Annotated in this window: 14 protein-coding genes; all 14 read left to right on the top strand. The window is 66.0% G+C overall.

The genetic code is table 11. From position 1 onward, the window contains the following. The first annotated feature begins 96 nt into the window (after positions 1-96). Positions 97-870 (top strand): 2,3-dehydroadipyl-CoA hydratase PaaF, encoded by a 774-nt coding sequence (gene paaF, locus AC07VU_RS19555; RefSeq protein WP_495030286.1) that lies wholly within the window; start codon positions 97-99, stop codon positions 868-870. Positions 871-920: 50 nt separating this feature from the next. Beyond that, positions 921-1,712, top strand: a complete 792-nt coding sequence (gene paaG / locus AC07VU_RS19550) for a 2-(1,2-epoxy-1,2-dihydrophenyl)acetyl-CoA isomerase PaaG (RefSeq protein WP_124320791.1) — start codon at positions 921-923, stop codon at positions 1,710-1,712. 2 nt (positions 1,713-1,714) lie between these two features. Further along, positions 1,715-3,232: a 3-hydroxyacyl-CoA dehydrogenase PaaH gene (paaH, locus tag AC07VU_RS19545; protein ID WP_274302606.1), complete on the top strand. Its 1,518-nt coding sequence runs from the start codon at positions 1,715-1,717 to the stop codon at positions 3,230-3,232. Further along, entirely contained in the window at positions 3,225-3,674 is a 450-nt protein-coding gene (gene paaI, locus AC07VU_RS19540; protein WP_087091052.1) for a hydroxyphenylacetyl-CoA thioesterase PaaI, read from the top strand. Before paaH ends, paaI begins: the two co-directional genes overlap by 8 nt. Beyond that, positions 3,667-4,872, top strand: a complete 1,206-nt coding sequence (gene pcaF, locus AC07VU_RS19535; RefSeq protein ID WP_274302603.1) for a 3-oxoadipyl-CoA thiolase — start codon at positions 3,667-3,669, stop codon at positions 4,870-4,872. Before paaI ends, pcaF begins: the two co-directional genes overlap by 8 nt. A 105-nt stretch (positions 4,873-4,977) precedes the next feature. After that, the gene (gene paaK, locus AC07VU_RS19530; protein WP_274302601.1) at positions 4,978-6,300 is read left to right on the top strand and encodes a phenylacetate--CoA ligase PaaK; all 1,323 of its coding nucleotides are present in this window, start codon (positions 4,978-4,980) and stop codon (positions 6,298-6,300) included. 178 nt (positions 6,301-6,478) lie between these two features. Next, positions 6,479-7,468: a 1,2-phenylacetyl-CoA epoxidase subunit PaaA gene (gene paaA / locus AC07VU_RS19525; protein WP_007926503.1), complete on the top strand. Its 990-nt coding sequence runs from the start codon at positions 6,479-6,481 to the stop codon at positions 7,466-7,468. Between the two features lie 134 nt (positions 7,469-7,602). Further along, on the top strand, positions 7,603-7,884 hold the full coding sequence (gene paaB, locus AC07VU_RS19520) for a 1,2-phenylacetyl-CoA epoxidase subunit PaaB (protein ID WP_102679945.1): 282 nt from the start codon (positions 7,603-7,605) through the stop codon (positions 7,882-7,884). Between the two features lie 8 nt (positions 7,885-7,892). Further along, entirely contained in the window at positions 7,893-8,654 is a 762-nt protein-coding gene (paaC, locus tag AC07VU_RS19515; protein ID WP_495030285.1) for a 1,2-phenylacetyl-CoA epoxidase subunit PaaC, read from the top strand. Continuing rightward, complete coding sequence (gene paaD / locus AC07VU_RS19510; protein WP_102679947.1) at positions 8,641-9,174, top strand: 1,2-phenylacetyl-CoA epoxidase subunit PaaD; 534 nt, start codon at positions 8,641-8,643, stop codon at positions 9,172-9,174. The genes paaC and paaD overlap by 14 nt, the downstream gene beginning before the upstream one ends. 24 nt (positions 9,175-9,198) lie before the next feature. Next, positions 9,199-10,275 carry a 1,2-phenylacetyl-CoA epoxidase subunit PaaE gene (gene paaE / locus AC07VU_RS19505; protein ID WP_495030284.1) on the top strand — a complete coding sequence of 359 codons (1,077 nt, stop codon included), beginning with the start codon at positions 9,199-9,201 and terminating at the stop codon, positions 10,273-10,275. 172 nt (positions 10,276-10,447) lie between these two features. Next, positions 10,448-10,756: a DUF485 domain-containing protein gene (locus AC07VU_RS19500; RefSeq protein ID WP_007926513.1), complete on the top strand. Its 309-nt coding sequence runs from the start codon at positions 10,448-10,450 to the stop codon at positions 10,754-10,756. Beyond that, positions 10,753-12,399 (top strand): cation acetate symporter, encoded by a 1,647-nt coding sequence (locus AC07VU_RS19495; protein WP_274302591.1) that lies wholly within the window; start codon positions 10,753-10,755, stop codon positions 12,397-12,399. The genes AC07VU_RS19500 and AC07VU_RS19495 overlap by 4 nt, the downstream gene beginning before the upstream one ends. 33 nt (positions 12,400-12,432) lie before the next feature. Further along, positions 12,433-13,686, top strand: coding sequence for an OprD family porin (locus AC07VU_RS19490; protein ID WP_495030283.1), 1,254 nt, complete (start codon positions 12,433-12,435; stop codon positions 13,684-13,686). Positions 13,687-13,727: the final 41 nt, after the last annotated feature.

Below are 13,727 nucleotides of genomic sequence, written 5' to 3'. Positions count from 1 at the left end.
TATCACATTAGCGATATACTCGGCGAAAACCGGCTTCCCAGCCGATCCAATAATGACCCGGCCCTGCGCCGAGCGTGCACCGTGAGGGCATCCGCCATGCCTCAAACCCTTGCTGTCGAAATCCTCGATGACGGCGTTCGATTGATTACCCTGCAACGCCCCGCCGCCCTGAATGCCCTGACCAGCGAATTGCTCGGCGAACTGGCGGCCGCCCTGGACGCCGCCCAGGCCGATGACACTGTCCAGGTCGTGGTGCTGACCGGCAGCCGCAAGGCCTTCGCCGCCGGCGCCGACATCAATGAAATGGCCGAGCGCGATCTCACCGGCATCCTCAACGACCCGCGCCAGGCTTCCTGGCAACGGATCACCGCCTTCAACAAGCCACTGATCGCCGCGGTCAACGGTTTCGCCCTCGGCGGCGGCTGCGAGCTGGCCATGCACGCCGACATCCTGATCGCCGGCGAGGACGCCCGTTTTGGCCAGCCGGAAATCAACCTCGGGATCATGCCCGGCGCCGGCGGCACCCAGCGCCTGCTGCGGGCGGTCGGCAAGTCCCTGGCCATGCAGATGGTCCTCGGCGGCGAGTCGATCGATGCCCGCCATGCCTTGCGCGCCGGCCTGGTCAGCGAAGTCACCCAACCGGAATTCACGGTCGAGCGTGCCCTGCAGTTGGCGCGGCTGATCGCCGGCAAGGCGCCGCTGGCCCTGCGCCTGGCCAAGGAGGCGCTGCTCAAGGCGCTGGACACCGACCTCGCCAGCGGCCTGCGCTTCGAGCGCCATGCCTTCACGGTACTGGCCGGCACCCGCGACCGCGAAGAAGGCATCCGTGCCTTCCAGGAAAAACGCCGGCCCCGCTTCACCGGCCACTAGGCCGCCGCAGCGGCCAACGACTCACACGACCTGTCAGAGAGCGCCAGAACATGAACTTCGAACACATCCTGTTTTCCGTCGAGGCAGGCGTCGCCCTCCTCAGCCTGAACCGCCCCGAGCAGCTCAACAGCTTCAATGCGCAGATGCATGGCGAGGTTCGCGAAGCCCTCAAGCAACTGCGCGCCAATCCCGAGGCCCGGGTGCTGCTGTTGACCGGCGAAGGCCGGGGTTTCTGCGCCGGTCAGGACCTGAGTGACCGCAATGTGGCCCCCGGCGCGGAGGTGCCGGACCTGGGCGAATCCATCGAGCGCTTCTATAACCCGCTGATCCGCCAGTTGCGCGACCTGCCGCTGCCGGTGATCTGCGCGGTGAACGGCGTGGCCGCCGGGGCCGGGGCCAACATTCCCCTGGCCTGCGACCTGGTGCTGGCCGCCCGTTCGGCGAGCTTTATCCAGGCGTTCTGCAAGATCGGCCTGATCCCCGACTCCGGCGGCACCTGGACCTTGCCGCGCCTGGTCGGCATGGCGCGGGCCAAGGCCCTGGCCCTGCTGGGCAATCGCCTGACGGCCGAACAGGCCGAGCAATGGGGCCTGATCTATCGCTGCGTCGAAGATGCCGAATTGCGTGATGAGGCCCTCAAGCTTGCGCGCCACCTGGCCACCCAACCGACCTATGGCCTGGCACTGATCAAGCGCAGCCTCAACGCCAGCCTGAACAACAGCTTCGACGAACAGCTGGAACTGGAAAAAGACCTGCAACGCCTGGCCGGACGCAGCGAGGACTACCGCGAAGGCGTGAGCGCCTTCATGGACAAACGCACACCGGCCTTCAAGGGGCGTTGAACATGAGCGCACTGACACCCCAGGCCCGCGTCGCGGTGATCGGCGCCGGCGCGATGGGCGCCGGCATCGCCCAGGTCGCGGCCCAGGCCGGCCACCCAGTATGGCTGCTGGACAACCGCCCGGGCGCCGCGGCGCAAGCCATCGCCGGCATCGACCGGCAACTCGCCAGGCGCGTGACCAATGGCAAGCTCGATGCCCAGGCGCACAGATCGACCATGGCCCGACTGCAGGCGGCCGAAGCCATCGAGCAACTGGCCGACAGCGAGCTGATCATCGAAGCCATCGCCGAGAACCTCGAGGCCAAGCGCGAGCTGTTTCGCCAGCTGGAAAGCCTGTGCCGCGACAGCTGCATCCTCGCCAGCAACACCTCTTCGCTGTCGATCACCCGCATCGCCGCCGGCCTGAAACGACCCGAACGCCTGCTGGGCCTGCACTTTTTCAACCCGGCACCGGTCATGCCGCTGGTCGAGGTCGTCTCGGGACTGGCCAGCGACCGGCAACTGGCGCAGTGCCTGTACGACACCGCCACGAACTGGGGCAAGCAGCCGGTGCACACCCGCTCCACCCCGGGCTTTATCGTCAACCGCGTGGCTCGGCCGTTCTACGCCGAAAGCCTGCGCCTGCTGCAGGAAGGCGCCGGCGACTGCGCCACGCTCGACGCCCTGCTGCGCGAGGCCGGTGGTTTTGCCATGGGCGCCTTCGAACTGACAGACCTGATCGGGCATGACGTCAACTACGCGGTGACCCGCTCGGTATTCGAGGCCTATTACGGCGACATGCGCTTTCAGCCATCGCTGATTCAGCAGGAACTGGTGGATGCCGGGCACTTCGGTCGCAAGAGTGGCCAGGGTTTCTATGCCTATGCCGAGGGCGCCGAACGCCCCGCCCCCGTGGAGTTGCACAGCGAGCAGAACATCGAGCACTGCGTGGTCGAAGGCGACCTGGGGGTTGCCCAAGGTTTGCTGCAACGCCTGCGCGAGTCCGGCGTGCGTCTGGTTGAGCGTGATGGCCCTGGCCTGTTGCGAGTCGGCGATGCGGTACTGGCCGTCAGCGATGGACGCCTGGCCAGCCAGCGCGCCCGCGACCAAGGCTTGAGCAACCTGATCTTGCTGGACCTGGCGCATGACTACGCCAACGCCGGCCGCCTGGCCATCAGTTGCTGCGCCGGCACCAGCCCAGTGGCCCGCGACCAGGCGGTGGCACTGTTGCAACGCGCCGGGTTCAAGGTCAGCCAGCTCAGCGACAGCCCGGGGCTGCTGGTCCTGCGCACCGTGGCGATGCTCGCCAACGAGGCCGCCGACGCCTTGCTGCAAGGCGTGGCCTCGGCGGTGGACATCGACCTGGCGATGCGCGCCGGGGTCAATTACCCCGAAGGCCCCCTGGCGTGGGCCGACCGCCTGGGCCTGCCAAGGGTGCTCGAGGTCCTGCAAAACCTGCAGGCCGCCTACGGCGAGGAACGTTATCGCCCCTCCCTGCTGCTGCGTCGGCGGGTCACCGAAGGGAGAAACCTGCATGATTGACCACCCCGCCATGAGCCTGGCCAGCGCCTGCGCGCAGAGCCTGTTCAAACGCGACAACGCCAGCCAGGCCCTGGGCATGCGCCTATTGTCGGTAGCGCCCGGCACCGCCCGGCTGGGCATGAGCGTGCGCGAAGACATGCTGCAGGGCCACGGCACCTGCCACGGCGGCTTCCTGTTCGCCCTGGCGGACTCGGCCTTCGCCCTGGCCTGCAATACCTATGACGAAGCCACGGTGGCCATCGGCTGCAGCATCGACTACATCGCCCCGGCCCGCCTGGGCGACACCCTGACCGCCGATTGCATCGAGCAAAGCCGCAGCGGCCGCACCGGCAACTACGACGTGCGGATCGAAAACCAGCATGGCGTGCTGATCGCCCTGTTCCACGGCAAATCCTACAAAGTGCGCGGCCCGGTGCTGGCGCAGGAGGCCCCCAATGAATGACGCCCTGATCATCGATGCAGTCCGCACCCCCATCGGCCGTTACGGCGGCGCCCTGAGCAGCGTGCGCGCCGACGACCTGGGCGCGGTGCCGTTGCGCGCCCTGGTGCAGCGCAACCCCGGAGTCGACTGGAGCCGGGTCGACGAAGTGATCTACGGCTGCGCCAACCAGGCCGGCGAAGACAATCGCAACGTGGCACGCATGTCGGCGCTGCTGGCCGGGTTGCCGGTGGAGGTCCCCGGCACCACCCTCAACCGCTTGTGCGGCTCCGGCCTGGACGCCATCGGCAGCGCCGCCCGTGCCCTGCGTTGTGGCGAGGCCGGGCTGGTCATGGCCGGCGGCGTCGAATCGATGTCCCGCGCGCCGCTGGTGATGGGCAAGGCGCAGACCGCGTTTTCGCGCCAGGCCGAGCTGTTCGACACCACCATCGGCTGGCGCTTCATCAACCCGTTGATGGAACAAGGCTTCGGCATCGACTCGATGCCGGAGACCGCGGAAAACGTCGCCGCGCAGTTCGGCATTTCCCGCGCCGACCAGGACGCCTTCGCCCTGCGCAGCCAGCAGCGGGCCGCGGCGGCGCAAGCCAGCGGACGCCTGGCCAGGGAAATAGTCGCGGTGCCCATCCCCCAGCGCAAAGGCCCGCCGACCCTGGTCGAACACGACGAGCACCCAAGGGGCGACACCACCCTCGAACAATTGCAGAAGCTCGGCACGCCGTTCCGCCAGGGCGGCAGCGTCACCGCGGGCAACGCCTCGGGGGTCAACGACGGCGCCTGCGCCCTGTTGCTGGCCGACGCGGTAACCGCGCAACGCTACGACCTCAAGGCACGCGGCCGGGTGGTCGCCATGGCCACCGCCGGGGTCGAGCCACGGATCATGGGCATCGGCCCGGTGCCGGCCACGCGCAAGGTGCTGGAACTGGCCCGGCTGAGCCTGGCGGACATGGACGTGATCGAGCTCAACGAGGCGTTCGCCGCCCAGGGCCTGGCGGTGCTGCGCGAGCTGGGCCTGGCGGACGACGACGAGCGGGTCAACCCCAACGGCGGCGCCATCGCCCTGGGCCACCCCCTGGGCATGAGCGGCGCGCGCCTGGTGACCACCGCGCTGCACGAGCTGGAGCAGCACCAGGGTCGCTACGCCTTGTGCACCATGTGCATCGGCGTGGGCCAGGGCATCGCGCTGATCATCGAACGACTTTAAGACGGGATACACCCGCGCCCGGAGCCCCCCACGGGTATCCTTGGCGCAGGCACTCAGGAGCCGCCCGCCGGCGGCTCGATACACAACAATAATTCGAGTGAAGCCATGAACATGCCAATTGCCAAAGCCGTGCTTGATCCCCTGCTGGACCCGCTGGAGACCGCCAGTGTCGACCAGTTGCGCCAGCATCAACTGGAACGCCTGCGCTGGAGTCTGAACCACGCCTACCGCAATGTGCCGCTGTACCGCCAGCGCTTCGACGAGCTGGACGTGCACCCGGACGACGTGCGCAGCCTGGAGGACCTGGCGCAGTTCCCGTTCACCAGCAAGTCCGACCTGCGCGACAACTATCCCTACGGCATGTTCGCCGTGCCGGTCCAGGACGTGGTGCGCCTGCACGCCTCCAGCGGCACCACCGGCAAGCCGACGGTGGTCGGTTACACCCAGAACGACATCGACACCTGGGCCAGGGTGGTCGCGCGCTCGATTCGCGCGGCCGGCGGCCGGCGTGGCGACAAGGTCCATGTGTCCTACGGCTACGGCCTGTTCACCGGTGGCCTGGGAGCACACTACGGTGCCGAACGCCTGGGCTGCACGGTGATTCCGATGTCCGGCGGCCAGACCGAAAAACAGGTGCAACTGATCAAGGACTTCCAGCCGGACATCATCATGGTCACGCCCTCCTACATGCTCAACATCGCCGACGAGATCGAGCGCCAGGGCATCGATCCGCAAAAGCTCGCCCTGCGCCTGGGGATCTTCGGCGCCGAACCCTGGACCGCCGAACTGCGCAGCGCCATCGAACAGCGCCTGGGCATCACCGCGCTGGATATCTACGGGCTCTCGGAAATCATGGGCCCAGGCGTGGCCATGGAATGCGCCGAGACCAAGGATGGGCCGACCATCTGGGAGGACCACTTCTACCCCGAGATCATCGACCCGGTGACCGGCCAGGTGTTGCCGGACGGCCAGATGGGCGAACTGGTGTTCACCTCGCTGAGCAAGGAAGCCCTGCCGATGATCCGCTACCGCACCCGCGACCTGACCCGCCTACTGCCCGGTACGGCGCGACCCATGCGGCGTATCGACAAGATCACCGGGCGCAGCGACGACATGCTGATCATTCGCGGAGTCAACGTGTTCCCGACACAGATCGAGGAGCAGGTGCTCAAGGTCCGGCAACTCTGCGAATGCTACGAGATCCACCTGTACCGCAACGGCAACCTCGACAGCGTCGAGGTGCATGTGGAACTCAAGTACGAGCATCAACAGCTGGGCGACGAGCAGCAGAAAGCCATCTGCGACGAACTGAGCCGGCACATCAAGACCTACATCGGTATCAGCTCGCGTATCGTTTTGCGCCCGGCCTTTTCCCTCAAGCGCTCCGAGGGCAAGGCCAGCCACGTGATGGATAACCGGCAGAAATAAGCCATTCCAAGCTTAAAGTCCTGCTTCGGCGGGGCTTTTTTTTGCCCAAGGGAAAGCCTTCAATGAGCAAAGCGATACAAAACAATATACGACACGCTATTTTGTGTTTGATATTTATTTTTGTATCACATATAAAGTTCTCCATGCCCAGGCAATCCTTCACGGCAGGAGACGCACCATGTACGCACAGCTGGTAGAGACCGGAGTCAAAAGCATCAAGCCCCGTTCGGAGATGTCCGAACAGGAACGCGCCTTCCAGGACAAAATCGATTCGGAAATCAAGATCGAAGCCAAGAACTGGATGCCGGATGCCTATCGGCAAACCCTGATCCGGCAGATTTCCCAGCACGCCCATTCGGAAATCGTCGGCATGCTGCCCGAAGGCAACTGGGTGACCCGAGCGCCGACCCTCAAGCGCAAGCTGCAACTGATGGCCAAGATCCAGGACGAAGCCGGCCACGGCCTGTACCTGTACAGCGCGATGGAAACCCTGGGCGCCGACCGCGACGAGGAAATCGCCAAGCTGCACAGCGGCCGCGCCAAGTACTCGAGCATCTTCAACTACCCGACGCTGAACTGGGCCGACATGGGCGCGGTGGGCTGGCTGGTGGACGGCGCGGCGATCGTCAACCAGGTGGTGCTGCAGCGCACCTCCTACGGCCCCTACTCCCGGGCCATGGTGCGCATCTGCAAGGAAGAGAGCTTCCATCAGCGCCAGGGCTACGAAATCCTCCTGACCATGATGCGCGAGGGCAACCAGGCGCAGAAGGACATGGTCCAGGACGCCATCAACCGCCTGTGGTGGCCGGCACTGATGATGTTCGGCCCCAGCGACGAACATTCGCCCAACAGCGCGCAGTCCATGGCCTGGAAGATCAAGCGCCAGAGCAACGACGAACTGCGCCAGCGCTTCATCGACCAGACCATCCCGCAACTGGAGCTGCTCGGCTGCACCTGCCCGGACCCGGACCTTAGGTGGAACGCCGAACGCGGCCACTACGACTTCGGCGAGATCCAGTGGGACGAATTCTACGAAGTGCTCAAGGGCAACGGCCCTTGCAACCAGGAACGCGTCGCTACCCGGCGCAAGGCCATCGAGGACGGCGCCTGGGTGCGCGAAGCCGCGGTCGCCCACGCCCGCAAGAAAACCAATAAAAACGCCGCGTGAACCGTAGCCGCTGCCGAAGGTTGCAATAAGGCCCGAAGGGCCTTCGAGGGCCTCAAGAGCGCGCCCCCTTCGGGGTCGATCGCAGCCTGCGGCCGCGGCTACATGAATTCAGCCCCTGATGTGGAGTCACCCTTATGTCCGAATGGACCCTCTTCGAAGTCTTCGTGCGCAGCAAGCACGGGCTCAACCACAAACATGTCGGCAGCGTGCATGCCGCCGACAGCGCCATGGCCATCGAGAACGCCCGCGAGCTCTACACCCGCCGCAGCGAAGGCGTGAGCCTGTGGGTGGTGCCCTCGGCGCTGATCGTCGCCTCGTCCCCGGATGAAAAGGACCCGCTGTTCGACCCGGCGGACGACAAGGTCTATCGCCACGCCAGCTTCTACAAGCTGCCGGCCGAAGTCGGGCACATGTGAGGTCGACCATGAACACGCGAAGCGAATTGATCCAATACCTGCTGCGCCTGGGCGACAGCGCCCTGGTCCAGGGCCAGCGCCTGTGCCAATGGTGCGGCCGCGCGCCGGCCCTGGAAGAAGAACTGGCGTTGATGAACGTCGGCCTCGACCTGGTGGGCCAGGCCCGCAACTGGCTGGACTACGCCGCCGAACTGCTGGACGACGGCCGCGACGCCGACCACCTGGCGTTCCACCGCGACGAGCGGGCCTATCGCAACCTGCTGCTGGTGGAGCAGCCCAACGGCGATTTCGCCGTGACCATGCTCAAGCAGTTTCTCTACGACGCCTGGCACCTGGAAGTGCTCAAGGGCCTGGCCCAGTCCAGCGACGAACGCATCGCCGGGATCGCCGCCAAGGCGGTGAAGGAAGTCACCTATCACCTGCGCCGCTCCAGCGAATGGGTCGAACGCCTGGGCGACGGCACCGAGCACAGCCACCAGCGCATGCTGGAGGCGATTCCCCTGCTCTGGCGCTTCACCGTCGAGCTGATCGGCAGCGACGACAGCGAAAACCACCTGCACGGCGCCGGCATCATCGCCGACCCCGCGCAGGTCGCCAGCGCCTGGCAGGCGACGGTGGCGCGAATCTTCGCCAGCGCCACCCTGCCCCTGCCGCCGGCCCCCAGCCATTTCTACCTGGACGCTCGCCGCGGCCTGCACAGCGAACACCTGGGCATTCTGCTGGCGGAAATGCAGGCGCTGCCACGAGCGTACCCCGATGCGACCTGGTGAGCTGATTTCCAGCGACCGCGGCGCCCGGGCCCTGCAACCGGGCGACCTGGAGGCGGCCTGGAACATCCTGGGCGCGGTCATGGACCCGGAGGTGCCGGTGGTCAGCGTAGTGGAGCTGGGCATCGTCCGCGACCTCGACTGGCACGACGGCCACCTGCAGGTGGTGGTCACCCCGACCTACTCCGGCTGCCCGGCCACCGAGGTGATCGAGGGCGATATCCGCGCCGCCCTGGAACTTGCCGGGTTTTCCGCGCCCCGACTGCAACGCCGGCTGACCCCGGCCTGGAGCACCGACTGGATCACCGCCAGCGGCCGCGAACGGCTGCGGGCCTACGGCATCGCCCCGCCCGTGGGCAGTGGCAGCAAGCGCAGCCTGCTGGGCGAAAGCGCCGCCATCTGCTGCCCGCAATGTGGCAGCAGCCACACCGAACAGCTCAGCGAATTCGGCTCGACCGCCTGCAAGGCACTGTATCGCTGCCGGGACTGCCTGGAGCCGTTCGACTATTTCAAGTGCATCTGACGCCGTGTCAGTGGGAGAACAACCATGAGCAAATTCCACAGCCTGACCATCAAGGATGTGCGCAGCGAAACCCGCGACGCGGTGTCCATCGCCTTCGAGATTCCGCAGCACCTGCAGGACAGCTTTCATTTCACCCAGGGCCAGCATCTGGTGATGCGCACCCAGCTGGATGGCGAGGAAGTGCGCCGTTCCTATTCGATCTGCGCCGGGGTCAACGACGGCGAATTGCGCATTGCCGTCAAGCGCGTGGCCGGCGGGCGCTTTTCGGCGTTCGCCAATGAGCGACTCAAGCCCGGGCACTGCCTGGACGTGATGCCGCCCGCCGGGCACTTCCATGTCGAACTCGACCCCGCGCGCCATGGCCAATACCTGGCGGTGGCGGCCGGCAGCGGCATTACACCGATCCTGTCGATCATCAAGAGCACCCTGGAAACCGAGCCCCACAGCCGCGTCACCCTGCTGTACGGCAACCGCGCAAGCTCCGCCGCCCTGTTTCGCGAACAGCTGGAAGACCTGAAGAACCGCTACCTGCAACGCCTGAACCTGATCTTCGTGTTCAGTCGCGAACAGCAGGACGTCGACCTCTACAACGGCCGGATCGACGCCGACAAATGCGCCCGGCTGTTCTCCCGCTGGCTCGACGTCAAGGCCCTGGACGCCGCCTTCATCTGCGGCCCACAGGCGATGACCGAAACCGTGCGCGACAGCCTGAAAGCCCATGGCATGGCCGCCGAGCGCATTCACTTCGAGCTGTTCGCCGCCGCGGGCAGCCCGCACAAGCGCGAGGCGCGCGAAGCGGCCCGGCATCACGACGCGGCAGTCAGCCAGATCACCGTGATCAGCGACGGTCGCGCCCTGGCCTTCGACCTGCCACGCAATAGCCAGAGCATCCTCGACGCCGGCAATGCCCAGGGCGCCGAGCTGCCCTATTCATGCCGCGCCGGGGTGTGCTCCACCTGCAAGTGCAAGGTGATCGAGGGCGAAGTGGAGATGGACAGCAACCACGCCCTCGAGGACTACGAAGTGGCTGCCGGGTACGTGCTGTCGTGCCAGTCGTTCCCGGTCAGCGACAAGGTGATGCTGGACTTCGACCAGCTCTGATCTGTGGCCGCTGCCGGAGGCTGCGATCGACTTGGGCGGCACTCCGACGAAGCGGGCGCACGATCTTGAGATCGCTGAAGGCCTTCGGCCTTATCGCAGCCTCCGGCAGCGGCTACAGAAAAAATTCACCGCGTTTCAACCAAAACAAAAACAACATCAAGAGAGCGCTCCCATGACCCCGCAAGACATCGAACAGATCCGCCGGCACCCCGACTTCATCCAGCTGGTGCGGCGCAAACAGAACCTCTACTGGTCCCTGACCCTGGCCATGCTGGTGATCTACTACGGCTTCGTGCTGCTGGTGGCGTTTTCCCCCAGCACCCTGGGGCGCTCGCTCAGTGGCGGGGTGACCACGGTGGGCATGCTGGTGGGCGTGGCGATCGTGCTGCTGGCCTTCGCCCTCACCGGCTTTTATGTCTATCGCGCCAATAACGTGATCGACCCGCTGAACGAAAAGCTCAAGCAGGAGTGCGCCCAATGAAGCGCTTGCTGGCGTTGTTCGCCCTGCCGTGCCTGTTCGCCACCGACCTGGCGCTGGCCGCCGAAGGCAGCGCGCGCCCCTTGAACTGGAACGCCGTCGGCATGTTCCTGGTGTTTGTCCTGTTCACCCTCGGCGTCACCCGCTGGGCCGCCCTGCGCACCCGCTCGGCCAGCGACTTCTATACCGCCGGCGGCGGCATGAGCGGCTTGCAGAACGGCCTGGCGATCGCCGGCGACATGATCTCCGCGGCGTCCTTCCTGGGCATCTCGGCGATGATGTTCCTCAACGGCTACGACGGCCTGCTGTACGCCCTGGGCGTACTCGCCGGCTGGCCGATCATCCTGTTCCTGATCGCCGAACGCCTGCGCAACCTGGGCAAGTACACCTTCGCCGACGTGGTGTCCTACCGCCTGGAACAGACCCCGGTGCGCCTGACCTCGGCCTTCGGCACCCTGACCGTGGCCCTGATGTACCTGGTGGCGCAGATGGTCGGCGCCGGCAAGCTGATCGAGTTGCTGTTCGGCATCAGCTACCTCTATGCGGTGATGCTGGTCGGGGTGCTGATGGTGTTCTACGTGACCTTCGGCGGCATGCTCGCCACCACCTGGGTGCAGATCATCAAGGCGGTGATGCTGCTGTTCGGCACCAGCTTCATGGCGTTCATGGTGCTCAGGCATTTCGGCTTCAGCACCGAGGCGATGTTCGCCGGGGCCAGCGCCGTGCACGCCAAGGGCAGCGCGATCATGGCCCCGGGCGGGCTGCTGTCGAACCCCATCGACGCCATTTCCCTGGGCCTGGGCATGATGTTCGGCACCGCCGGCCTGCCGCATATCCTGATGCGTTTCTTTACCGTCAGCGACGCCAAGGAAGCGCGCAAGAGCGTGTTCTACGCCACCGGTTTCATCGGCTACTTCTACCTGCTGCTGATCGTGGTCGGCTTCGGCGCGATCGTCATGGTCGGCACCGATCCTTCGTTCCGCGACGCCAGCGGCGCGATCATCGGCGGCGGCAACATGATCGCCGTGCACCTGGCCCAGGCGGTGGGCGGCAACCTGTTCCTCGGCTTCATCTCGGCGGTGGCCTTCGCCACCATCCTCGCGGTGGTCGCCGGCCTGGCGCTGTCCGGCGCCTCGGCGGTGTCCCACGACCTGTACGCCTGCGTGCTGCGCAAGGGCCAGGCCAGCGAGCAGCAGGAAATGCGCGTGTCGCGCATCGCCACCCTGTGCATCGGCGTGCTGGCGATCGTCCTCGGCCTGCTGTTCGAGTCGCAGAACATCGCCTTCCTCTCCGGGCTGGTGCTGGCCATCGCCGCCTCGGTGAATTTCCCGGTGCTGTTCCTTTCGATGTTCTGGAAAGGCCTGACCACCCGCGGCGCCGTGACCGGCAGCCTGGCCGGACTGGTGTCGGCGATCGTGCTGCTGGTGCTGAGCCCGGCGGTCTGGGTCAACGTGCTGCATCACGAACGGGCGCTGTTCCCTTATTCCAACCCGGCGCTGTTTTCCATGAGCCTGGCGTTCCTCAGTGCCTGGCTGTTCTCGGTGACCGACACCTCGGCGCGGGCCGAACTGGAGCGTGGACGCTACCTCGCGCAGTTCATCCGCTCGATGACCGGCATCGGCGCCTCCGGCGCCAGCAAACACTGAACCCGTTCCGATCGATGACAGGGAATAACAACAATGAACCCCGTTTCCATCGCCTCACCGAAACACCTGCTGCCGGCCATAGCCTCGCTGGGCCTGGGCCTGTTCACCTGCAGCGTACAAGCCGACTTCATCGGCGACAGCAAGGCGCGGATCGAAATGCGCAACCACTACATCAACCGTGACTTCCGCCAGGCCAACGCCGCGCAGTCCAAGGCCGAGGAATGGGCCCAGGGCTTCACCGCGCGGCTCGAGTCCGGCTACACCGAGGGCACCCTGGGTTTCGGCCTGGACGCCCTCGGCGAGCTCGGGCTCAAGCTCGACTCCAGCGCGGATCGCCGCGGCACCGGCCTGCTGCCGTTCGGCCCCAACAGCCACGAACCTGCGGACGAGTTCAGCGAGCTGGGCCTGACCGGCAAGCTGCGCCTGTCGAAAAGCGTCTTGAAGATCGGCACCCTGCAACCGCTGCTGCCCGTGGCGACTTACAACGACACCCGCCTGCTCGGCTCGACCTTCCAGGGCGGCCTGCTGACCAGCCAGGAAATCAGCGGCCTGACCCTGAATGCCGGGCGCCTGACCGAAGCCAACCTGCGGGACTCCTCGAGCAACGACGACATCGGTTATGGCGCCGCCCGCAGTGATCATTTCGACTTCGCCGGTGGCAGCTACGCCTTCAACCCGCAACTGAGCCTCAGCTACTACTACGGCAAGCTCGAACAGATCTATCGCCAGCACTACCTCGGCCTGCTGCATACCCAACCCCTGGGCGGCGGCTTCAGCCTGCGCAGCGACCTGCGCTACTTCGACAGCCGCGGCGACGGCGCCGAGCGCGCCGGGCGGATCGACAACCGCAACTTCAACAGCATGTTCAGCCTGATCAAGGGAGCGCACAAAATCAGCGCCACCTGGCAGCAGCTGTCCGGTGACAGCGCCTTCCCGTTCCTCAACGGCGGCGATCCCTATGTGGTCAACCTGGTGACCTACAACACCTACACCCGTGCCGAGGAAGACTCCTGGCAGCTGCGCTACGACTACGACTTCGCGGCCATGGGCCTGCCCGGCCTGACCTTCATGACCCGCTACACCGACGGCCGCCACGTCAAGGCGGGCAGCATCGACAACGGCCGCGAGACCGAACGCGACACCGACATCACCTACGTGATCCAGAGCGGACCGCTGAAGGACCTGAGCATCCGCTGGCGCAACGTGACCTTTCGTTCGGGCAACGGCCTGACCACCGACCTCGACGAGAACCGCCTGATCCTCGGCTACACCCTAGCTCTTTGGTAAACCCCGCCGGCGCGGTCGCTGGCCGCGCCGGCCTCATTCAT

It is taken from the genome of Pseudomonas sp. GW821-FHT02B10 (genome assembly GCF_059421865.1).
This window is presented reverse-complemented; position numbering and strand designations above follow the sequence as displayed.

Bases quoted from the DNA above. Each gene is read 5' to 3' on its own strand.
- paaF (WP_495030286.1), top strand. From the start codon at position 97: ATGCCTCAAACCCTTGCTGTCGAAATCCTCGATGACGGCGTTCGATTG.
- AC07VU_RS19495 (WP_274302591.1), top strand. From the start codon at position 10,753: ATGAAGCGCTTGCTGGCGTTGTTCGCCCTGCCGTGCCTGTTCGCCACC.
- AC07VU_RS19500 (WP_007926513.1), top strand. From the start codon at position 10,448: ATGACCCCGCAAGACATCGAACAGATCCGCCGGCACCCCGACTTCATC.
- paaA (WP_007926503.1), top strand. From the start codon at position 6,479: ATGTACGCACAGCTGGTAGAGACCGGAGTCAAAAGCATCAAGCCCCGT.
- paaE (WP_495030284.1), top strand. From the start codon at position 9,199: ATGAGCAAATTCCACAGCCTGACCATCAAGGATGTGCGCAGCGAAACC.
- paaK (WP_274302601.1), top strand. From the start codon at position 4,978: ATGAACATGCCAATTGCCAAAGCCGTGCTTGATCCCCTGCTGGACCCG.
- paaG (WP_124320791.1), top strand. From the start codon at position 921: ATGAACTTCGAACACATCCTGTTTTCCGTCGAGGCAGGCGTCGCCCTC.
- paaB (WP_102679945.1), top strand. From the start codon at position 7,603: ATGTCCGAATGGACCCTCTTCGAAGTCTTCGTGCGCAGCAAGCACGGG.
- paaI (WP_087091052.1), top strand. From the start codon at position 3,225: ATGATTGACCACCCCGCCATGAGCCTGGCCAGCGCCTGCGCGCAGAGC.
- paaH (WP_274302606.1), top strand. From the start codon at position 1,715: ATGAGCGCACTGACACCCCAGGCCCGCGTCGCGGTGATCGGCGCCGGC.
- paaD (WP_102679947.1), top strand. From the start codon at position 8,641: ATGCGACCTGGTGAGCTGATTTCCAGCGACCGCGGCGCCCGGGCCCTG.
- paaC (WP_495030285.1), top strand. From the start codon at position 7,893: ATGAACACGCGAAGCGAATTGATCCAATACCTGCTGCGCCTGGGCGAC.
- AC07VU_RS19490 (WP_495030283.1), top strand. From the start codon at position 12,433: ATGAACCCCGTTTCCATCGCCTCACCGAAACACCTGCTGCCGGCCATA.
- pcaF (WP_274302603.1), top strand. From the start codon at position 3,667: ATGAATGACGCCCTGATCATCGATGCAGTCCGCACCCCCATCGGCCGT.